Genomic DNA, 20098 nt, shown 5'->3' on the forward strand with positions numbered 1-20098 from the left:
TACTTTCGTCGATACGCTTCTACGCACAGATTTCGCCGTACGCAGGTATCCAAGCTACACGGGGGCTTGGCCCCTCCCGTGACCGGACTTTCACCGGCTAGAAGATGCGTGCCTCTGGGCACGCCAAATAAAAAAGGAGACACCGCGTGTCCCCCTCGAATGATTATTGGCTTGCCTATTTTGCCTCTTCTAGTGTTTGTTTATCTTTAGCTTTAGAAACGCCGGAAATAAGTAAGCGATCCGTCTTTCATTTTCTTCTCGATCCACTTCAGTATAGGGACCCGGAACAGCGGTCTGGTGAGTGGGAACACGAGCAAAAAACCAAACAGATCCGTCACGAACCCTGGAATCAGCAGCAGAACGCCTCCGCCAAAAATGCAGATGCCATCCAGCAGCAATCTGCCCGGAATTTGCCCGTTATTCATTTGGGTCTTCGCATCCGCGATAACCTTGCGGCCTTCAAACTGCATCATGAGCCCACCGATGACCGAAGTAGCCAGCGTGAGAAAAATGGTCTTTCCGATACCGATTCTCTCGCCTACGAACACAAAGCCGTAAAATTCGAGAATCGGTACAAGAACAATAAGAACGCCCAACCATTTGCGCATATAGGTACTCCTTAATCTTAAAGAGTGATCTTATACTGGATCCTTCAGTACAAAAACCGGGAATCAAGAAGAGCCTTTAAAATTCCCTTGCAATGTATTGTACAGCTTCGGGAGCGTTTTATCCAGTCGGACCGGCTTCATTTCACGGTTCACCCATACATGCGAGGTGGAACCCGTAACCAGCAGTTCACCTGGGAGTTCATCCTCAATATGCCAGATTGGCCCTTCAAGCTGCTCCCTACTCTCCGGACGCCGAACTTCATACTCAAACTTCAGCCGGAGGGGCGTAAGCTTGACTACGCGCGTAAAGACGGCAACAAGATCGTCATACAACGCCGGGCGTTTGTATTTCACATCCAGCTCGGTTACCGGCAGCAGTACGCCGCTTTCCTCCATGCTCCGGTAAGTAAAGCCGAGTTCACGAATCAGTTCCGTGCGCCCCATCTCAAACCAGTTTAAATAATTCGCATGATAGACGACCGCCATTTGATCGCTCTCCTGATAGCGAACGCGAAGACTGTTCACATACCAGCGGGGCAAAGAAGAATGTTCAGTCCCGGAATTATCCAACGATGCCACCTCTTTCGCAGCTTTAGATTACTGTAATGGTGCTGACTTCCCGGCTAATGTGAGAAAAAGCAATGGCTCCACGCTAGGGGACCGCCATTGCTTTTGTATTCAAACCTATAAGGTTGCAGACTGTATTACTTTCTGATTTGCCCAACCTTGATCAGATTTGTAGAACCAGAACATCCAAGTGGTACGCCAGCCGTAATGACAACAAGATCGCCTTCCTTAACCAGGCCGGAATCAAGGCCGCCCTTCATGGCTCTTTCGAACATTTCATCCGTAGATGAAGCCACTTCGCCTTTAACCGGCGTCACACCCCAGGTGAGGGCAAGTCGACGCATGGTCTGCTCTACCGTAGTAACGGCGATAATCGGCGCTTTAGGACGATATTTGGATACCATACGGGCTGTATGGCCGCTTTCCGTCGAAGTGATAATCGCTTTGGCATTCAAATCCATTGCGGAACTCGCAACCGCCTGGCTGATTGCTTCGGTAACCGTGCTTTGTTGAGCATAGCTTTGCTTCTCGAAAATATCACGATAAGCAAGAGCGGATTCCGCTTTCTCGGCAATCCGGGACATCGTCAGAACCGATTCAACCGGATATTTGCCTGCAGCCGTTTCGCCGGACAGCATAATAGCATCCGTACCGTCAAAAATGGCGTTTGCAACGTCGCTCGCCTCCGCACGGGTAGGTCTTGGGTTGCGCTGCATGGAATCGAGCATTTGAGTTGCCGTAATAACAGGCTTCCCTACACGGTTGCATTTTTCAATCATCATTTTTTGTACCAATGGTACATCTTCAGCAGGAATTTCCACACCAAGGTCGCCACGGGCTACCATCAGTCCGTCGGAAACTTCAAGAATTTCGTCCAGGTTATCTACACCCTGCTGATTCTCAATTTTGGAGATAATCTGAATATGCGTTGCATTATGCTTCTCAAGCAAGGCACGGATTTCAAGAACGTCGCTCGCTTTGCGAACAAAGGAAGCCGCGATGAAATCAATTTTCTGCTCGATGCCAAACACAATATCGTTAGCGTCTTTCTCGGTGATACCCGGCAGCGAAATGGCTACGCCCGGTACGTTAACGCCTTTCTTACTCTTGATCGTACCGCCGTTAACGATCCGGCATTTGATTTCAGTACCTTGCACATCAAGGACTGTCAGGCCGATCAGACCGTCGTCAATCAGAATCGTTGACCCGACTTCTACGTCACCCGGCAGTTCTTTATATGTAACGGAAATCCGGTCTTTGTCTCCCAAAATTTCTTCTGTTGTCAACGTGATGAACTCGTCCTGCACCAGTTCAATGGGCTCAGTCTTCAATTTCCCGGTACGAATTTCCGGACCTTTTGTATCAAGCAGTATGGCGACCGATTTTCCCAGTTCCTGGCTTGCCTGGCGAATGGTCTTGATTCGATTGCCATGTTCTTCAAAATCTCCGTGGGAAAAATTGAGACGAGCCACATTCATTCCGGCCATAATCAGTTTCTTCGTGTTCTCTAACGATTCGCTGGAAGGGCCGATGGTACATACGATTTTTGTTTTGCGCATTTGGGTTTCCTCCGTTTTAAGTACTCTCTTTACAGGTCATATTCCAACACTTTTTCCAACTATTAAATCTACTACATTATCACGGGTTTGTATAGGAAAATTGTCATTGTCATGACTTTTATCTACTCATTGCCCGTATGAGCCGACTCTATCATGATATCGGCATTCTTAGAATCGGAGCCGCTGCCCGGGCGAGCGGATTCAGTGAATTTTCCAATTTTACGGAATTTGGCATACCGGTCCTCAAGCAACTCATCTGCATTCATGACAGACAGCTCCTCCAAATGCTTGACAATGGAAGCCTTGACCGCCGCCGCGGTTTCCTCATAGTCCCGGTGCGCGCCGCCGCGCGGCTCAGGAACGATCTCCTCAATGACTTCCATCTCCAGCAAATCTTTGGCGGTAATCTTCATTGCTTCTGCAGCCTGATCCGCCTTGGATGCGTCTTTCCACAGAATAGAAGCCGCACCATTCGGCGAAATCACCGAATAAATGGCATTCTCGAGCATCAGCACACGGTTGCCTACGCCAAGCGCAAGCGCTCCGCCGCTACCGCCCTCTCCGATCACGACGCAAATCACCGGCACCCGAAGCAGCGCCATCTCCTTCAGATTACGGGCAATGGCCTCGGACTGGCCGCGCTCTTCGGCCGTAATTCCCGGGTATGCTCCTTTTGTATCAATAAAGGTGATGATGGGACGCCCAAATTTGTCTGCTTGGTGCATCAGACGAAGCGCTTTTCGGAACCCTTCCGGATGGGGGCTTCCGAAAAAACGCGCGATATTGTCTTTCGTGTCTTTGCCGCGCTGCTGTCCAAGAACCGTAACCGGCACATCGTTCAGTTTGGCCAAACCGCCGACCACCGCCAGATCATCGCCGAATAAGCGATCTCCATGCAGCTCTATAAAGTCCGTAAAAATAAGCCCGATCAAATCCAGCGAAGTTGGCCGCTGATGGTGACGAGCCAAATGCATCTTCTGTGAGGGAGAAATGTTACTGTACACTTCCTCCTCCAGTTGACGGTATCGTTCTTCCAGTCTGGCAATTTCCTCGCTGAAGTCGATTCCTTTCTCAGCGCCAAACTGCTCCAGTTCCTGGATTTTCTTCCGCATTTCCACAAGCGGTGCTTCAAAAGGCATTTCACCCGCCAATTGCAGTTCCTCCCTTCACACCATGCAAATCCAGAAGCTTCGAAAGCGTTGTTTTCATTTCCTTACGATGAACGACCAGGTCAAGCTGTCCGTGCTGCAGGTTGAATTCAGCCGTTTGAAAATCATCGGGCAGCTTCTGGCGAATGGTTTGTTCGATAACAATACGGCCTGCAAATCCGAAAACGGCGCCGGGCTCTGCAATAATAATATCTCCGAGCATGGCAAAGCTGGCGGAAACGCCTCCTGTAGTAGGATCCGTAATCACCGACAAATACAAGCCCCCCTGCTCATGGAAACGGGCCAGAGCTGCGCTGGTTTTGGCCATCTGCATCAAGCTTAGTATGCTCTCCTGCATCCGGGCGCCGCCTGATGTCGAGAAAATAATAAGCGGCAGTCCCTTCTTTGTTGCTGCCTCGATTGCTCGTGTAATCTTTTCGCCTACGACTGACCCCATGCTCCCGGAAAAGAAATCAAAGCTCATGACAGCTACGATTGCCGGATAGCCCCCGATCAGTCCCTGGCCTGTCACCACGGCCTCCCTTAAACCGGATTTCAGCTTCTGCTGTTCCAGCTTGGAGGCATAACCCGGAAATTCGAGCGGATCGAGCGAGTCAAGGTCTTCGTCAAACTCAGCGAAGCTGCCCTCATCCATCGTATAGCGGATTCTTTCCATCGCGTTAAGCCGCATATGGTAGCCGCACGAAGAACATACCTTAAAGTTCTTGTCCAGCTCCTTGCTATACTGAATGCTTCCGCACTTGCCGCATTTATTCATCAACCCTTCAGGAATTTCCCGTTTCGGTCGGTCGCCCTGTTCGGCGGCACCTCCCTGGCTCAGACGCTCTGAAGGAATGGTCGCATATTTTCTTTTCTTCTGGAACAAATCTTTGAACAAAAAGCTACACCTCACCAGCCGTTATTGTCATGGCCGCATCTTACAACCCGTCCGATCGATAGTCTTTGATCGTCACGGATGCAGAATGAAATTCAATACTTCCTGTACCTCTTCCAGCTCGCCGGATGGCACCAAAATCTCGAATTGTCCCTTGGACATATTCACAGGACGGGTTTGAACCAGAAAGCCTTCTTCTGAAAGCCTCTGCTTAATCATTTCCGCCATTTTTGCGGTAGGAGCAATGTAAATAACCGTCCACATTATTTTCGTGAAGCCCCCTTACAACGTTCTCCAGCCCGTATAATAGAATTATGATAACATAATTTTTATTTTTCCCGCAACAAATGAGGGACGACTATAGTTCGTTCAGAGCAGAACAGAACAGTTACGATCCGTTTTCGCCGCATGATCCTATGACGGTTCCCCCAAAGGATTACACAGCCGGCAAGGCTGCTATTTTGCCCCCGACGCCAGGTTGTCCCATTCGCCCAGATGGTAAACCCTTATTTTGAAAAAATATCGAAGTCGAATTGGCTTCGTGATTCACTTCATGATCAAAAGAGGACTTTGGGAACAACCTCTTACAGGTACTGCCTCGCCCCTTCATTCTTATGGGCAATCCGGGCCGAGGCCGCCGCGGCTATTCCGGCAACCAGATCGTCCAGAAACACATGAACCTTGTCTGTCTTGTCGTTCAATACGCCGATTATGCCAGGCTTTACCTTGTCCAGATACCCCAGACTGGTTAAACCGATCATGCCGAACATGCTTGTAATGCCAAGCGCCATCGTTTCATCTACTCCGTATAAAGGCTCGTCGGCATCCAGAATGGCCTGAAGCGGTTCCGGAAGTTCTTTCTTCTCGGCGAGTTCATCAAGTGCGATACCCGTAAACAGCGTATATTGGACCTCGCGTTTGCTCAAAACCGATTTGACGCTGGCAAGGCACTCCTCCTGCTTAAGTTCAGGATGATAGGCAATCTGAAGCTGATATACGATCGATGCGATCGCTTCAAGACTAACTCCCCTTCTGAGCAGCTGGGCTTCCGCAATCTCAAACGACATATGAATCCCCTCCCGCATCCCCCGCGTGAAAGTTCGCCTGGCTCGGCCGCGGAGATGTAAGTCATCGTTGTCCTTACGTGTTCCTAAGTGTATGCGAAAGGGAGGTAAAAAGTTCTTAAAATGTATCTTCACCTATTTTGCAAACCGTTCACAAGCTGCGTCCGAACGCCGGTTTCTGTAAATCGCGTCAACCAGCTCCGGTCGCCGGGGCCCGCGCGGGAAGCGCGAGGCGATAGAAAGCACCGCCTTTCCGGCGTTAGTGGCGTCAGGAGGGCAGTGCTTGTAAACTTCCGCATTCGTTATTTGATTTTCACGGTATCGCGGCCAAGCAGCTCTTCGATGATCTTGACCAGTTCGGGCGACGGCTTGATCCGGTATCGTTCGCTCAAGGCGAGCAGCTTACCGGTCCGCTCATAGAACAGCACGGTGGCGAGCGCCCCCGGATGCTGCTCCAGCAGCACCTTGAGCTGCTCCAGCAGCCGGGCGTTCTCCGCCGCCGCGGGAATCTTGATGAAGACGCGCTGTTGCGGCGTCTTCGGCCTGTCTCCGCCGGCAGCCTGCGGCGTTCCCGGCGGGGCTGCGCCAGGCGAGGCTGCGCCAGCCGGCCCGCCGGCGGCCGGCTTTGCGGCGGCGCCTGAAGCGCCGGCGGCCGGGGCAGCCGCCGTTGCGCGGCCGGCCTGGCGGCCCGCCGGCGCAGCGCGGCGCTCCCCGCCGCGGGGCCGCGCCTGTTTGGCCGCGCGGACAAGCTGCGCAAGGCCGGCTTCGCCAAGCGGCGCCAGCTCGTCGGCAAGCAGCTTGAAACCCTCGTCCTGCTGCTGCACCGCTCCCCTCAAAGCCAGCAGGGCGCCCTTCTCAACCAGGCTTCGGCTTCGGGCCCAGACCTCGGGAAACAGCACGACTTCCGCGCGTTCTATCTGATCTTCCAGCTCCATAAAAGCCATCGCCTTGCCCTGTTTTGTCGTGATCGGCTTGACCGATACAACCATGCCTCCCACAACGGCGCGGCTTTCATCAGGAGCTTCCCCGAGCTCCATCAGCTTGTCCACCCCCTCGCCCGACAGCAGCTCTTCATAGTCGTCCAGCGGGTGACCGGACAGATAGAGGCCAAGCAGCTCCCTTTCGAGATCAAGCTGCTCTCCCGCCGTAAAATGCGGCACTTCCGGATAAGGAATCTCCCAGTTTACCGTTTCGGCAATATCAAAGTCAAACAGCTGCAGCTGCAGGTCCTCCCGTTCCTTCCGCCATTTCAGCGCGGCTTCCACCGTCTCGTCAAGCATGGCCAGCAGCTGCGCCCGATGGCCGGGGAGGGAATCAAACGCCCCTCCCTGAATCAGCGATTCGATGACCCGCTTGTTGCAGACGCGCAAATCGACGCGCCGGCAAAAGTCGAGCAGGCTCTCGAACGGCCGATCGGACCGTTCCCGAATGATGCTCTCCATCGCCTGGGTTCCGACATTTTTGATGGCGGCCAGGCCGAACCGGATGACCCCGCCGCCGTTCTCTTCCGTACGGGGGGTAAACAGCACGCCGCTGTCATTGACGTCGGGCGGCAGCACCTTGATGCCCATGCGGCGGCATTCGACAATGTATTCGGCCACTTTGCGGTGGCTGCCCATGACCGCCGTCAGCATGGAGGCCATAAACGGGACCGGATAATGCGCCTTCAGATAAGCGGTTTGAAAAGCAAGCACTCCGTAAGCAGCCGCATGCGCGCGCGGAAATCCATAGTCCGCAAAGCGGACGATCATATCATAAACGGCGTTTGCTTCCTCCTCCGAATAACCCTGACGCAGGCTGCCGCTGACAAAGTGGCTTCTCTCCCTGTCCAGCACCTCCCGCTTCTTCTTGGACACGGCTCTGCGCAGCAGATCCGCTTCACCGAGCGAAAAACCGGCCATCGAGGAGGCGATCTTCATAATTTGCTCCTGATAGACGATAATGCCATAGGTGTCTTCCAAAATGGGAGCTAGATCGGGATGCGGAAATTCGACCGCCAGCTCTCCGTGCTTGCCCCCGATATATTTGGAGATAAACTCCATCGGCCCCGGCCGGTAAAGGGCAAGCACGGAAATGATATCTTCAAAATCGGAAGGGCGCAGCTCTTTCAGAACGCGGCGCATGCCGGCCGACTCCAACTGAAACACGCCTGTCGTCTCTCCGCGGGACAGCATATCATACGTGGCCGGATCATTGTCAGGTATGACGTGAAAATCAGGCGTGGAGCCTTTAAGTGCACCGATCCAGTTCATGGTGCGCTCAATAATCGACAGCGTCCTGAGTCCGAGAAAGTCCATCTTGAGCAGGCCGATCGATTCCAGATTTTCCATGGAATACTGGGTCAGCGCAGTCGTTTCGCTGCCTTCCTGCAGCGGAACGGCATCAGTCAGGGGATCGCGGGAAATGACAACCCCGGCGGCATGGGTGGAAGCGTGCCTCGGCATACCTTCCACCTTTTGCGCCATATCCAGAAGCCCACGGATCCTGGGAGAAGATTCGTACAACGCCTTCAGGTCCGGACTGTCCCGCAGCGCCCGGCTGATCGTCATGCCCAGATTCCCGGGGATCAGCTTCGCGACGCGGTCCACCTCCCCGAACGGCACGTTCAGCGCCCGTCCGACATCCCGGACCGCCGCCCGGGCCGCCATCGTTCCGAACGTGATGATTTGCGCGACGTGCTCGGCGCCGTATTTTTGGACAACATAGGCGATAACCTCATCCCGCCGCTCATCGCTGAAATCGATGTCGATATCCGGCATCGTCACCCGTTCAGGATTCAGAAACCGCTCGAACAGCAGGTGATATTTCATAGGGTCCACATTGGTGATATGGAGGGTGTAAGCGACAAGGCTGCCTGCGGACGAGCCTCTCCCCGGGCCGGTGGCGATCCCCTTCCGGTGAGCAAAGGCGATAAAATCCCATACGATCAGGAAATAATCCGAAAAGCCCATACTTTCGATGACGCCGAGCTCGTAAGCAAGGCGCGCTTCCAGCTCGGCCCTGCTCTCCCGGTTATTCCAGCTTTCCTTCCCGCCGTACCGTTCCTCCAAGCCTTTCCTGCATAATTCCGCCAGATACTCCGCCGCAGTCATGCCGTCCGGGAGGGGGCGGTAGGCAGGCAAAATGGAGCGGCCGAATTCAAGCTCCAGATTGCATTTATCGGCTATAACCGCCGTGCTCAGCAGCGCTTCGGCCCACTGGGGAAACAGAGCCCCCATTTCCTGTTGGCTTTTAAGGTAAAGCTGATCGGTAGGTATTTTGAAGCGTTCCTCATCGTCTACATTTTTGCCGGTGCCGATACAGATCAGGACATCCTGAACCTCCGCGTCCTCCCGCTGGAGATAGTGCACGTCATTGGTTGCCACGAGAGAAACCCCGATCTCTTTCGAGAGCTCTACCAGCAGCGGGTTTACCTTTTTCTGCTCCGCCAGCCCATGGTCCTGAAGCTCCAAATAAAAATCTTCGCCGAACACTTCTTTGTAGCGCAGCGCCGCCCGCTTGGCTTCTTCCAAACGCCCGTGGAGCAAATGCTGCGGCACTTCGCCTCCCAGACAAGCGCTAAGCGCAATAACGCCTTCGCTATGTTCCTTCAGGACAGCCCAGTCGATCCGCGGCTTGTAATGAAACCCTTCCAGATGTCCGATGGAGCACAGCTTCATCAAATTGCGGTAGCCCTTCCCGTTCTTGGCCAGCAAAATAAGATGATAGATCGGCTGGTCTTTGCGGCTTCCCCGCTCTTTGCGCGATCCGGCCGTAAAATAGGCTTCCAGCCCGATAATCGGTTTGATTCCTTTAGCTTTGCACAACTTGTAAAAAGGCACCGCACCGTACATGACTCCATGGTCGGTCAAAGCCAGTGCTTCCATGCCATATTCCGCAGCCTTGTCAACCAGATCTTCCAGCCTTGCAGCCCCGTCCAGCAGGCTGTATTCGCTGTGTACGTGCAAATGCACGAAGCCGCCGTTTGGCATTTGCCACCCCTCCGTTCTATCGATCTATAGCCTGCCTCTACACCCTCATATTAGAAATATAGGCACATCAGTTCTGATAAATATTTTATCATACATCCTCAAGGTTCGCCCATACAATGGTATAAAGCAGCTCCGGACAAGCGGCGGCTTGGTGTTGGCCAGGCTATACGTACCCATAACGGAGCCTTTGAAAGGAGCGCGCGGGAAGCATGAGCTCGTTTATAAGCAAAGCTATTTTGGACTTTTTCATTGCCTTTGGCATAGTACTGGGAGGCGCAATGCTTGGAGGCATTGGCGCCGTCATTTCCCTTCAGCCTCCGACGCAGACCATGCTCGACGTATCCGACCGGATCAAGATTTGGGCGCTTGCCGCCGCCGTCGGGGGCACAATCGATCCGATGCGGGTGATTGAAAGCAACTTCTTTGACGGGAACTTGTCGCCTGCGATCAAGCAGATCTTCTACCTGTTGACCGCTTTTTTAGGCGCCCACATGGGGTCGGAGCTGGTGAAGTGGGTATGCGGCGGAGGCAAGGTGTAACCCATGAGAGTGCCGCCTTTCGAACGTTTTCGCCCTTTTATGCAGCTTACGGCCGTATTTGTGCTGGGCATGCTGGCCGGCAGCATCGTTTATAATTCTCTGTACCATACCGCCTACAACCGGATTTGGACCGAAAAAAAAGACCTGCAGATCGAACTGGAGCAAGCCAAAATCGATCTTCAGGCCATGAAAAAATACAGCAAACGGCAAACGGCAATCAAGGAGATTAAAATTACGATTGAGGAGCACGATCCGCCGTATGATTCCTTGTCCGTTAAAGAAGTGGCTCAAATGCTGAAAAGCGAGCTGAATGTGCTCAGGGGACGCAGCATGTTTGAAATCGACAGTGATGCCAAGATGGCGCGCACCCTCCTGAATCAGAAAAGATATGAGGTCCGGGGGAAAATATACAGTATCGAGATCAAAACAATGCTCGTCAGTGAAGGCGTCCTTCAGGTATGGGTGGAAATGAAGGAATCCATACCGGGAGTCAGATAAGGGGCCCCTGTATTAGCCGTGATCGATCGACTGCATCGTCATGACGGATTTGGCCACAATTCCGTCATGATGGGTCATAATGATCTCAAGCTTGCACGTTCTGCGGCTCACTTCAAGCACAACCGGCGTAATGACGATCTGATTCTCAATCTGCAGCGGCTTGATGAAATAGGTTGTCATGTTGTCCACCACATACCCGCTGCCACTGATATCCTTGGCAGCCGCAATGCCTGCTTGCGTCATCAGCGACGTTAAAACCCCTTCCGATATCGTTCCCAGATAAGTAGCCATCTGCGGGGTGATTAGCCCGTGGAAGAACAGCCGCCCTTCTTCATCCCGCTCCTCGGCGAATCCGTTCCACATCAGATGATCGAACGTTTCCCCGAGCTGCGGCTGATTTTGCGCGTCGCGCATAGCCTGCAGCACCTCTTTGCGGGTAACCGAAGAAACCAGCTTCCGGTTCCGATCCACAATCGGCAGGAATTCAATGCCTTCCCACATCATAATTTGGGCCGCGGAAGCAAGCGACGTCTGCAAGCCGGCCGTGATGGGGTGACGCGTCAAAAATTTATCAATCGACTGTCCCTGATCGGCGTCTTCAATATCCTTGCGGCTGATAATGCCGATGACGCGATTCCAGTCGTCAGTGACGGGGAAACGCTGAAATCCCGTTTCTTCGGCCAGCCGGTTAAAATCCGCCACGCTGCTGCTTACCTTCAGCTGGCTAACCCTGCCTTTGCCCGTTACGATGTCCTCAATCAGCATGATTTTCTTCTTGATCAGACGGTCAAAGATGGCTCTGTTGATCATGGAGGCCACCGTAAAGGTGTCATGGCGCGAAGAGATGATCGGCAGTGCGAGCCTGTCGGCCAGCTGCTTGACCTCGCGGCTGGTGCTGAAACCGCCGGTGATCAGTACCCCTGCGCCCTGCTCAAGCGCCAGAATATGCGCGTCGTCCCTGTTCCCGACGATGAGCAGGCTGCCTGCATCGATATAGCGCACCATGGCATCATTCTTCATGGCCCCGATTGCATATTTGTGCAGCGTTTTGTTCAGCCCTTCGCTTCCGCCCAGGACATGCCCTTCCACGATCTCAACGACGTCCCCGAAAGACAGCTGGTCCGTCAGATTCCGCGGCTTCTTCTCGACGCGAACGGTTCCGATCCGTTCCTTCGTAATCACGATCCCCAGGTTTTCCGCTTCCTTGACAGCCCGGTAAGCCGTGCCTTCGCTGACATTCATGCTTTTGGCCAGCTTGCGGACCGAAATTTTCGTACCGATCTTCAGGCTCTCAATATGCTGCAGCAACTGCTCGTGTTTCGTAATGGAATCCTCATGTCCTTCCATCTGTTACCCCTCCAGGCGCCCATCTGTACTAATCTGTATCTATTATAGCATCAAAAAAGAGGGAGAAAAACTTGTACACGATCCGGCAACGAGTTTGTACCGCCGGGGAGCTAAAGCGATGGCAATGCGCACAGGCAAAAAGCCCTGCCGTCAAACATGACCGAACAGGGCTCCTTCTGCCTTTTGGTATCCTATAGAAATCATTTGCCGCAGTCTGTTAAAGGCTGCGGCTTTCTTTGCGTTCCTTGGACCACTTCATCTGCCATTCGCGCAGCTTGGCCTTGCGAACCCGCTCCAGCTGCTTCTTCTTCTCGGCATCGACGCCGAGAAGAAAGTGAAGATGAGCTCCGACGACGAGAAATGCGAATAAAGCCCATAACGCCCCAAACAGGGTTACCCAGCCTCTGCCGGAATCGAACGAAATCATTGGCAGGGCGTACAAAAGCATGCCCAAAGCGGTCAGCATGTACAGCACATGCTTCATTTTGCTCCGTATTGTCAAGGTTTACACAGCTCCTTCTACCCGAAATCTATATTTCTAGTCTATGAAGCTGCGTGGACAAATATGAGAGCTATCTTAATCTTCCTTCTTCACGAAATTACAGGCTCGTGCCGTACAGATGCTGCAGGCTGCCCGTAATGATTTGGTTCACATCCTGAATAATGACGCTAAGACGGCGCTCGGCGTCAAATAGGCGTCTGATGTTCAAATTCAGGCTCAGCGTTTCAAACAGCTTTTCCATCTGCTCCATTTCTTCCTGGGACGGCATATCCCCAGACATCATCCGCTGCTGCACCTCATTCTGGCGGCTGCGGAATTCCTCAAGCATCCGCTTGCTTTCCGGATCGGCGTTCACCAGCTTCATCGCAGCGTTAATTTCCTCAACTTCCTTACTCTCCTTAAGCGCCTTCGCCAGCCCGTGAGCTTGATCGTATATGTTCATTTTTACCCGCATCTCCTCTTCTAGGCTTTGTCTACGAAATTATAACCCACATGCAGGTCCATAAGCAAAACCGACCAATTTCATGCACTGGGCCAATCACCAAGGGAAATATGTCCTCATATGATGAATTACATGCAATCATGCAGGTCGTGCTGACAAGAAAAGCGTTACCAGCCTCAGGTTGGAAGGAGAACGACATATGCCCTCCAGGAAACTTACTCTACAAATTACGAATCCGGGGTTACTCGGAGACAGCGACATTTTGCTTGGGGCAGCAACCGTCAAGCGTTTGAAAATTCCACCCCAAACGCCGATCCGTATGAAGTTTGGATCTTTCGAGCACTATGTCAGGGTTATTCCCCAGAGCAAGGCCAGAGGCCTTCGCATCAGCGCTCACCTGGCCAAAAAAATGGGGATCTCCCCCAAAACGACACTGCGTCTTGTCTATACGCCTTCAACCCGTACCCTGCATCTGGGGCCGGTGATCGGCGTACTGATCAGTCGGGATTTTCCCGAGAACCTTGATCGGCCGTTCGGTCTTATCACATCGTTTTGCAAAGAGCTCACCTTTGCCGGACGAAAACAAGGCGCCTTTGTTTATTTCATTACGCCCGCCGGAATCGAACAGGGTGCTGCTAAAATTCAGGGCTGGGTTTTCGAAGACAGCTGGAGAAAGACAGACCTTCCGGTAGCCGATGTATACTACAATCGTTTGAATTCCAGAAAACTGGAAAGCATGGCCAGCGTCCAGCACTTTATGAATGATGTCAGAACTCGCTACAACAGTCATTTTTTCAATGAAAAATATCTCGACAAAACCGAAGTGTTTGACGCTCTTCAGAAAGACGGGCAGCTCGAGCGTTATTTGCCCGAATCGCATCTGCACCGCGGCTTGTCCAGCCTGAGAAGCATGCTTTCCAAATACCCGGTTGTATTTCTGAAGCCAATTAAAGGAAGTCTCGGGAAGGGAATCATTCGCATCAACCGGACATCGGACGGTTCGTATATGACCCTTTCCACCCAGAGCTACGGGACACGTAAGCAAATCCATGACAATTTAGTGAAGCTCCATCATTCGCTCGCCGGCAAGATGAAAACGACGCGTTATCAGATCCAGCAGGGTCTCTATCTGATTGCGATCGGCAAACGCCCGGTTGATTTCCGGGCTCTCGTCCAAAAAAACGCGCAGGGTAAATGGGCCGTCACCTCTATCGTTGCCCGGATTGCGGGCTCCCAGCATTTCGTGTCGAATCTTGCCCGCGGCGGAACGCTGTCCAAGGTGAAGGAAGCGGTTGACAGAAGCACGCTTCCGGCCGCGATCAAGCTGAAAGCCGGGGCACGTTTGCATAAGGCGGCACTTGAAATCGCCGAGGGAGTGGATGAGCGGATCGCAGCTCATTTCGGCGAGCTCGGCATTGACCTCGCCATGGACCAAGCCGGCCGGATCTGGCTGCTTGAGGTCAATTCGAAGCCGTCCAAAAACGACAATACCTCGCTCGGTGAAAATATCATTCGCCCTTCCGTCAGACGTCTGGTGGATTATGCCGGTTATTTGTCGGGCTATTAAAGAAAGGGGGATTCCCATGATTTCTAAAATAGAAGGTACGATGGGCATCCTTGTCGCGGCAAGTAATAACAACCCCCTTCTTTTTTCGGAGTCCGGATTCGTCCGCAAGCTTTGTCTTACCGCCGCCGGACGCGGACTTACGATATTCGCCTTTACTCCGCAAGCGGTAACTGAAGCGAACAGGATTCATGGATATACGTATCAAGACGGGATGTGGGTAATCAAGGCGTTTCCCTTTCCGGACATTGTCTATGACCGGTGCTTTGCGAAAGGAGAACAAAAAATCGAAAAGCGCCGCAAGCTTGCCCTACTGGCAAGAAAGCGCCCATTCCGTTATCTGACCCGGGGACTTGCAGGAAAATGGAGCGTTTACGAAACGCTTAAGCTGTTTGACGAAACGGCTCCCTATCTGCCGGAAACTTGCCTGTACACCAAAGCGGAGCAGCTTGCCGCAAAGCTGTTCAGGTGGAAGGGAGAAGCCTTTCTGAAGCCGCAATTCGGAACGCACGGCAAGATGACTTTGCATGTCCGTGACGGCAGATCCGGGGAGGGCCGGATTCAGCTTACCGGAAGGGACAGCAGGAATACCGTGTTTAACCGGCAATTTGCTTCGATCCGGGAAGCAGCCCGGTTCATCGAAATGTTCAGACGCGGCAGGTCTTTTCTCCTGCAGCCCTATCTTCAGCTGTCCACGAAGGAGGGAGAGCCCTTCGACATTCGGGTTCTTATGCAGAAAGGGGCTGACGGAAGATGGTCCATGACGGGAATGGCCGCAAGAGTCGGGAAATCAGACTCACTGACCTCAAATCTGCATGGCGGAGGAAGAGCTTTCCGGGCCTCGCAGCTTCTGAAACGTGAATTTGGCGCTCAAAGCGCAAAATCGGTGTTAACGGCCATACGCCGATTGGCCGCTGTCATTCCGCCCTATTTGGAAGAGCATTTCGGAAGACTGGCGGAGCTCGGCATCGATTTTGGCGTGGATTCTGAAGAGAACGTGTGGATTCTGGAGGTTAATTCAAAGCCCGGACGAAGCGCATTCGGATTCATCGGAGACATGAACAGCGCCAGAAAAGCTGTGGAGAATCCGATTCTGTACGCCTGTCATTTATTGAAACAATCTTAAATCATTCGACTCACCTAAAGCCTATGAACAAAGTTTTGCTTCGCAAAACTCCTAGGAGGATAACCCATGAGTTTGACTTTCTGCAATGTGCATTTTACCCAGCAGCCCCAAAGCGTCGTCTATGTATCGGGTTCCCTGCTTAAAAAACTCAAGCTTAGCGGCAAGAAAAAAGTGAATCTGCGCCTTGGGGCCGAAAAGGTGCATGCCGCCGTAAAACCGATCCAGAAACCCGGCAATCATCTGTATCTGGCAGCAGGCGTTCGCCGTGGAATCCGGGTGCCAAAGGCCGGGTCGATCTATCTTCGCAGCGTCCAGCAAAAAGACGAAGTGCAAATCGGCCCGCTGATCGGCGTTCTCACCGATGGACCGACTTCCTCTTCGACTCAACCGTTCGGCAACCGGACGGGTTTCATCAAGCAGCTGCTTTGGGAAGGCAGCAAGATGTCTTATATTTTTGCCTTTACGCCGCGGGACATCAACTGGCAGGACGAGACGGTCCACGCCTTCTTTCTGAATGATTCCGGGAGCTTTTACCGTCAGAAGGTTCCGCTGCCCGACGTCGTCTACAACCGGCTGCCCAGCCGAAGGGCGGAAACCACCTCCCCGATCCACCAGCTAAGGGAGCGGTTTGGCCGCAGGAAGATTCCGTTCTTCAACTGGAGCTTTTTCAATAAGTCCGATATTTATCGTCTGCTTGAGAACGACGTCCAGGTTAATAAATATGTTCCCGAATCGATCATGAGTCCTTCTCCGGAGCAAATCAAAGGCATGCTGGACCGGTACTCCATTGTCTATTACAAACCAACGGGCGGAAGCCTTGGAAACGGAATATACCGGATTTCCCATGTGCCGCAAACCGGATATTTTGTCAGGTACCGCAAGAAGACCGGCAATGTGCTTCAGCGGTTCGGCAGCTTCTCTTCCCTGATGAGAACACTGCAGCGCCAGCACGGCCGCGGCTTGCACAGGTATGTTGTCCAGCAGGGGATCCGGCTTATTGAGATTGAAGGCTGCCCTATCGATTTTCGCTTTCATATGCACAAGAATGGAAAAAATCAATGGGCGGTTGTCGGGATTGGCGCGAAAAAAGCCGGCAGAGGCAGTGTCACCACGCATATCAAAAACGGAGGATCCCTGCTCACTCCCCAGCAAGCGCTGAATCGGGCGTTTGGAGCAAACGGCGAAGAAGTGCTCCGCCGCGCCAAGCAGGTTGCCATTTCTCTTGCCGAAGCCATTGAGCATCACCATGAGCATCTCATTGGCGAGCTCGGGTTTGACCTTGGCATCGACAAGGATGAGAATATCTGGATGTTTGAAGCCAATGCCAAACCGGGCCGGTCAATTTTTAAACATCCACAGCTCAAGCCCGAAGGAAAAGCTTCAATCCAGCATATTCTTGAGCACTGCATGTATCTGAGCAAATTCCGCAGGAGGGAAGAATCATGAGCATAATTCAGCAGGAAGAGCGTAAACCGGTCATCGCTGTTCTGACGAGTGTAGATCCCTTGCGAAAATTTGCCGGAAACCGCTCCAACTTCAACGATATTCTGAAGACCGGGAAGCAGCTCAGTTTCCCGGTATACATCATTACAACCAAAGATTTAAAGCTGTCGGAGGAACAGGTTCTCGGATATACGTATTCGGCCGAGAATAAACAGTGGGTTTCAAAATGGTTCCCTCTGCCGGATATTCTGTACAACCGGATTCCAACGCGGGAAGACGAGAAGAAGCCGCAGGTTCGGCGCAAAATTGACGATTGCCTGAATCACCCTACAATCCAGCTGTTCAATCCTTTTTTTTTCAATAAGTGGAAGCTGTTCAGCTGGCTCAGGAAATCCAAACTGACCTCTTCCTTCATTCCGGAGACCAGACGCTTAAGCAGCCGGAAGGTCCTTTCTTCCATGCTGGTCAAATATGACGATCTGTATTTGAAACCCGAGAGCGGGAAAGCCGGAAAAGGAATTATGAAGCTGTCCTACAGCGTCAATGAAGCAAAACCCTACAAACTTATCCTTCAGGCTCCCGGCAAAAATGTCATTTACAAAACGGCAAAACTTCCGCTGCTCTGGCGGCGCATCCGCAAGGAAGCGGATAATGACCCCTATATTTTGCAGCAGGGGATCCGGCTCACAAGCTATCAGGGCAGGCGTTTTGATTTGCGGGTGCTCATTCAGAAGACAGGGAAAGGCAACTGGTCCGTTACCGGCATCGGAGCCCGTCTGGCCGGAAAGAGACGGATCACGACCCATGTGCCCCAGGGAGGAAGCGTCGAAGATCCAGAGAAATTGCTGCTTCCGACATTCGGCGAGGAGCAAACGGCCTGGCTGCTCAGCAGGGCTCGTGCCGATGCCGTGATTATCGCCCGCCAAATCGAGCGGTCATGCGGGAATACCCTTGGCGAAATGTCGATGGACCTCGGCGTTGACCAGGAAGGGAAAATCTGGTTTTTCGAGGCTAATTCGAGACCGATGAAATTTGATGAACCCCAGATCCGCCAGAAATCGCTGCAGCGGATTTTTCAATACAGCCAATACCTGTCCAAAACAGGCAAATTCTAGAGAGGAGGAATAAAGGATGCATATATCCTCCATTCATCCGGAAGATGTTCAGTCGTGGGAAAAATTTCACGGCACTCTTCTTGCTTTTATCCGCAAATACGGCTCCAAACGGATTACAGCCGACGCCTATCGCAGAATACAGCGTCTGTCCCCGCTTGCCCTGTCCCGGGCGGGGAACGGGATTATGATGGCTACCATATGCGCGGAGGATGGGCGGCGCATTGCCGGTATCCTGTGTACCGAAGGATATGGCGACGATCTGAGCGTTGCCGTCGTTCATCCCCTGTACCGGGGCAGGGGCATTGGAACCAGGCTGCTCAAGGGACAGCTGGCCGAACTTGGACGTTTGAACTGCAAGGTAGCCATAGATAACATTTCCATTCTGAGAATGTGTTTCAAAGCCGGACTGTCCGCATGCAATGTAGCTGAAGGACCTACCGGTAAACCTACGCTTGTTCTGTCCGGGAAACGACACGAAATTCTAGTGGAATCAGGATCTTGAATCAGAACTTTCTTTAAAAGAAGGTGGACATTTTGCCGCAGCCCGTGCTTGGCATTCTTACACTTTATTTGAACGACAAAGGACAGCTCGAAGAGCGGAAGATTTATGAACGCATGACCATTGAGGGCCGGAAGCTGGGACTAAACGTCATCGTCTTCACCCCGGCGGATGTGATCACCGGCAAAGAAATGATCGATGCCATGGTGTTCGATACGGACTCCCGGAAGTGGTCGAGGAAGCAGCGCAGTTTTCCGGACATGATCTTTGACCGCTGCCGGATTCAGAGAAGCAAACGCTTCGAGCAGCTCCGCGTCTTCCGCAAGCGGTATGCTCATCTGACCTTTCTCAATCGTCCGCTGCGCGATAAATGGACGATTTACCAGGTTCTTTCGCGCAAGCCCGAATTCAGGCCTTATTTGCCTGAGACTGCATTTTTCAACACTTTATCGGATGTGCACAGGTTATTGAAAAAAAAGAACATCGTCTATATCAAGCCCATACAAGGCACCGGGGGCCGGGGCATTTTATGCATCGAAAGCATCGGTCCCAAGCTGTACCGGATCCAGGGCAGAAACCGAAAAAGGGCCATCGTTCCGTCCCAGAAGCTTCATCTTTCCCGCATGGGGCCTTTTCTGCTCGGTTGGAAAAAAGGCACCCGTTTTCTGGTTCAGGAGGGCATTCGGATTACGCTCCCGAGCGGTCGTGTGCATGATTATCGGATGCTTGTGCAGAAAAATGGAAGCGGAAAATGGTCCGTAACGGGCTGCGCGGGAAGAATAGGCCCTGCCCGGAGCGTAACGTCCAACCTTCACGGCGGCGGGTCGGCGGCCGCGATGTCCCTGCTGCTGAAGAAGTGGATCGATTCCGAACAAAAGCGGCAGGAAGTCCGCAGGGAAGCCGAGAACATAAGCCTGGAGATTGCCGCCTATCTTGAAACGCTTTATGGGCCGCTCTGCGAGCTTGCGCTTGATCTGGCTATTGAGCGAAACGGGAAAATTTTCGTGCTGGAGGTCAATCCCAAGCCGGCTCGCGAAGTTTTTGCCCGCAGCGGCGATGTCGAAGCTTACCGGAACGCGATAACGAAACCGCTGGAATATGCTCTATGGCTATACAGACAGAAGAACAGATGAATGCACGCAGATCCTAAAAGTTGATGCAAACAAATATAACAGACCGCCGCTCACCTGCGAGGTCTGTTATTTGGCTTT

General features: G+C 52.7%; 19 protein-coding genes. 8 read left to right on the top strand and 11 right to left on the bottom strand.

The features are described from left to right. Positions 1-212: 212 nt before the first annotated feature. The 8 genes from K7397_RS13250 to K7397_RS13285 all read right to left on the bottom strand — a co-directional run bounded on the left by K7397_RS13250 (position 213) and on the right by K7397_RS13285 (position 9812). Positions 213-608 (bottom strand): FxsA family protein, encoded by a 396-nt coding sequence (locus K7397_RS13250; RefSeq protein WP_223068431.1) that lies wholly within the window; start codon positions 606-608, stop codon positions 213-215. A 63-nt stretch (positions 609-671) separates the two neighbouring features. Next, positions 672-1178: an acyl-CoA thioesterase gene (locus K7397_RS13255; protein WP_237690908.1), complete on the bottom strand. Its 507-nt coding sequence runs from the start codon at positions 1176-1178 to the stop codon at positions 672-674. 134 nt (positions 1179-1312) lie between these two features. Continuing rightward, positions 1313-2734 (bottom strand): pyruvate kinase, encoded by a 1422-nt coding sequence (gene pyk, locus K7397_RS13260; RefSeq protein WP_223068432.1) that lies wholly within the window; start codon positions 2732-2734, stop codon positions 1313-1315. 122 nt (positions 2735-2856) lie between these two features. Next, positions 2857-3885 (bottom strand): acetyl-CoA carboxylase carboxyltransferase subunit alpha, encoded by a 1029-nt coding sequence (locus K7397_RS13265; protein ID WP_223068433.1) that lies wholly within the window; start codon positions 3883-3885, stop codon positions 2857-2859. After that, positions 3875-4780 carry an acetyl-CoA carboxylase, carboxyltransferase subunit beta gene (gene accD, locus K7397_RS13270; protein ID WP_223068434.1) on the bottom strand — a complete coding sequence of 302 codons (906 nt, stop codon included), beginning with the start codon at positions 4778-4780 and terminating at the stop codon, positions 3875-3877. Before accD ends, K7397_RS13265 begins: the two co-directional genes overlap by 11 nt. Positions 4781-4852: 72 nt before the next feature. Then, complete coding sequence (locus tag K7397_RS13275; RefSeq protein WP_223068435.1) at positions 4853-5041, bottom strand: glutamate decarboxylase; 189 nt, start codon at positions 5039-5041, stop codon at positions 4853-4855. 320 nt (positions 5042-5361) lie between these two features. Beyond that, a complete protein-coding gene (locus tag K7397_RS13280; protein WP_223068436.1) occupies positions 5362-5844 on the bottom strand; it encodes a phosphatidylglycerophosphatase A family protein in 483 nt (160 codons plus the stop codon). A gap of 299 nt (positions 5845-6143) precedes the next feature. After that, positions 6144-9812 (bottom strand): DNA polymerase III subunit alpha, encoded by a 3669-nt coding sequence (locus K7397_RS13285; RefSeq protein WP_223068437.1) that lies wholly within the window; start codon positions 9810-9812, stop codon positions 6144-6146. A gap of 209 nt (positions 9813-10021) precedes the next feature. On the opposite strand from K7397_RS13285, the gene K7397_RS13290 reads away from it, so the two are divergent. Continuing rightward, positions 10022-10351, top strand: coding sequence for a YtrH family sporulation protein (locus K7397_RS13290; RefSeq protein ID WP_223068438.1), 330 nt, complete (start codon positions 10022-10024; stop codon positions 10349-10351). Positions 10352-10354: 3 nt separating this feature from the next. After that, on the top strand, positions 10355-10849 hold the full coding sequence (locus K7397_RS13295) for a sporulation membrane protein YtrI (RefSeq protein WP_223068439.1): 495 nt from the start codon (positions 10355-10357) through the stop codon (positions 10847-10849). 12 nt (positions 10850-10861) lie between these two features. Here K7397_RS13295 and K7397_RS13300 read toward each other — a convergent pair whose 3' ends face one another. The 3 genes from K7397_RS13300 to K7397_RS13310 all read right to left on the bottom strand — a co-directional run bounded on the left by K7397_RS13300 (position 10862) and on the right by K7397_RS13310 (position 13140). Next, the gene (locus K7397_RS13300) at positions 10862-12196 is read right to left on the bottom strand and encodes a DRTGG domain-containing protein (RefSeq protein ID WP_223068440.1); all 1335 of its coding nucleotides are present in this window, start codon (positions 12194-12196) and stop codon (positions 10862-10864) included. A gap of 217 nt (positions 12197-12413) precedes the next feature. Beyond that, complete coding sequence (locus K7397_RS13305; protein WP_223068511.1) at positions 12414-12680, bottom strand: hypothetical protein; 267 nt, start codon at positions 12678-12680, stop codon at positions 12414-12416. A 115-nt stretch (positions 12681-12795) separates the two neighbouring features. Next, on the bottom strand, positions 12796-13140 hold the full coding sequence (locus tag K7397_RS13310; protein ID WP_223068441.1) for a YlbF/YmcA family competence regulator: 345 nt from the start codon (positions 13138-13140) through the stop codon (positions 12796-12798). Between the two features lie 199 nt (positions 13141-13339). Here K7397_RS13310 and K7397_RS13315 point away from each other — a divergent pair, with 199 nt between their 5' ends. The 6 genes from K7397_RS13315 (at position 13340) to K7397_RS13340 (ending at position 20020) form a co-directional block, all read left to right on the top strand. Continuing rightward, a complete protein-coding gene (locus tag K7397_RS13315; protein WP_223068442.1) occupies positions 13340-14707 on the top strand; it encodes a YheC/YheD family endospore coat-associated protein in 1368 nt (455 codons plus the stop codon). Positions 14708-14723: 16 nt separating this feature from the next. Then, the gene (locus K7397_RS13320) at positions 14724-15830 is read left to right on the top strand and encodes a YheC/YheD family endospore coat-associated protein (RefSeq protein ID WP_223068443.1); all 1107 of its coding nucleotides are present in this window, start codon (positions 14724-14726) and stop codon (positions 15828-15830) included. Positions 15831-15896: 66 nt separating this feature from the next. Continuing rightward, positions 15897-17276 (top strand): YheC/YheD family endospore coat-associated protein, encoded by a 1380-nt coding sequence (locus K7397_RS13325; protein ID WP_223068444.1) that lies wholly within the window; start codon positions 15897-15899, stop codon positions 17274-17276. Further along, positions 17273-18388 (top strand): YheC/YheD family endospore coat-associated protein, encoded by a 1116-nt coding sequence (locus K7397_RS13330; protein ID WP_223068445.1) that lies wholly within the window; start codon positions 17273-17275, stop codon positions 18386-18388. The genes K7397_RS13325 and K7397_RS13330 overlap by 4 nt, the downstream gene beginning before the upstream one ends. Before the next feature lie 16 nt (positions 18389-18404). Continuing rightward, the gene (locus K7397_RS13335) at positions 18405-18890 is read left to right on the top strand and encodes a GNAT family N-acetyltransferase (RefSeq protein ID WP_223068446.1); all 486 of its coding nucleotides are present in this window, start codon (positions 18405-18407) and stop codon (positions 18888-18890) included. Positions 18891-18922: 32 nt separating this feature from the next. Further along, positions 18923-20020, top strand: coding sequence for a YheC/YheD family endospore coat-associated protein (locus K7397_RS13340; protein WP_223068447.1), 1098 nt, complete (start codon positions 18923-18925; stop codon positions 20018-20020). The last annotated feature ends 78 nt before the right edge of the window (positions 20021-20098 follow it).

The organism is Paenibacillus caui (assembly GCF_019904135.1).
In the GTDB taxonomy this organism is placed as follows: Bacteria; Bacillota; Bacilli; order Paenibacillales; family Paenibacillaceae; genus Fontibacillus; species Fontibacillus caui.

What these genes read in the sequence shown, in the direction of transcription:
- K7397_RS13250 (WP_223068431.1), bottom strand. Translation starts at nt 608, where the DNA reads ATGCGCAAATGGTTGGGCGTTCTTATTGTTCTTGTACCGATTCTCGAA.
- pyk (WP_223068432.1), bottom strand. Translation starts at nt 2,734, where the DNA reads ATGCGCAAAACAAAAATCGTATGTACCATCGGCCCTTCCAGCGAATCG.
- K7397_RS13275 (WP_223068435.1), bottom strand. Translation starts at nt 5,041, where the DNA reads ATGTGGACGGTTATTTACATTGCTCCTACCGCAAAAATGGCGGAAATG.
- K7397_RS13280 (WP_223068436.1), bottom strand. Translation starts at nt 5,844, where the DNA reads ATGTCGTTTGAGATTGCGGAAGCCCAGCTGCTCAGAAGGGGAGTTAGT.
- K7397_RS13285 (WP_223068437.1), bottom strand. Translation starts at nt 9,812, where the DNA reads ATGCCAAACGGCGGCTTCGTGCATTTGCACGTACACAGCGAATACAGC.
- K7397_RS13290 (WP_223068438.1), top strand. Translation starts at nt 10,022, where the DNA reads ATGAGCTCGTTTATAAGCAAAGCTATTTTGGACTTTTTCATTGCCTTT.
- K7397_RS13295 (WP_223068439.1), top strand. Translation starts at nt 10,355, where the DNA reads ATGAGAGTGCCGCCTTTCGAACGTTTTCGCCCTTTTATGCAGCTTACG.
- K7397_RS13300 (WP_223068440.1), bottom strand. Translation starts at nt 12,196, where the DNA reads ATGGAAGGACATGAGGATTCCATTACGAAACACGAGCAGTTGCTGCAG.
- K7397_RS13305 (WP_223068511.1), bottom strand. Translation starts at nt 12,680, where the DNA reads ATGAAGCATGTGCTGTACATGCTGACCGCTTTGGGCATGCTTTTGTAC.
- K7397_RS13310 (WP_223068441.1), bottom strand. Translation starts at nt 13,140, where the DNA reads ATGAACATATACGATCAAGCTCACGGGCTGGCGAAGGCGCTTAAGGAG.
- K7397_RS13315 (WP_223068442.1), top strand. Translation starts at nt 13,340, where the DNA reads ATGCCCTCCAGGAAACTTACTCTACAAATTACGAATCCGGGGTTACTC.
- K7397_RS13320 (WP_223068443.1), top strand. Translation starts at nt 14,724, where the DNA reads ATGATTTCTAAAATAGAAGGTACGATGGGCATCCTTGTCGCGGCAAGT.
- K7397_RS13325 (WP_223068444.1), top strand. Translation starts at nt 15,897, where the DNA reads ATGAGTTTGACTTTCTGCAATGTGCATTTTACCCAGCAGCCCCAAAGC.
- K7397_RS13330 (WP_223068445.1), top strand. Translation starts at nt 17,273, where the DNA reads ATGAGCATAATTCAGCAGGAAGAGCGTAAACCGGTCATCGCTGTTCTG.
- K7397_RS13335 (WP_223068446.1), top strand. Translation starts at nt 18,405, where the DNA reads ATGCATATATCCTCCATTCATCCGGAAGATGTTCAGTCGTGGGAAAAA.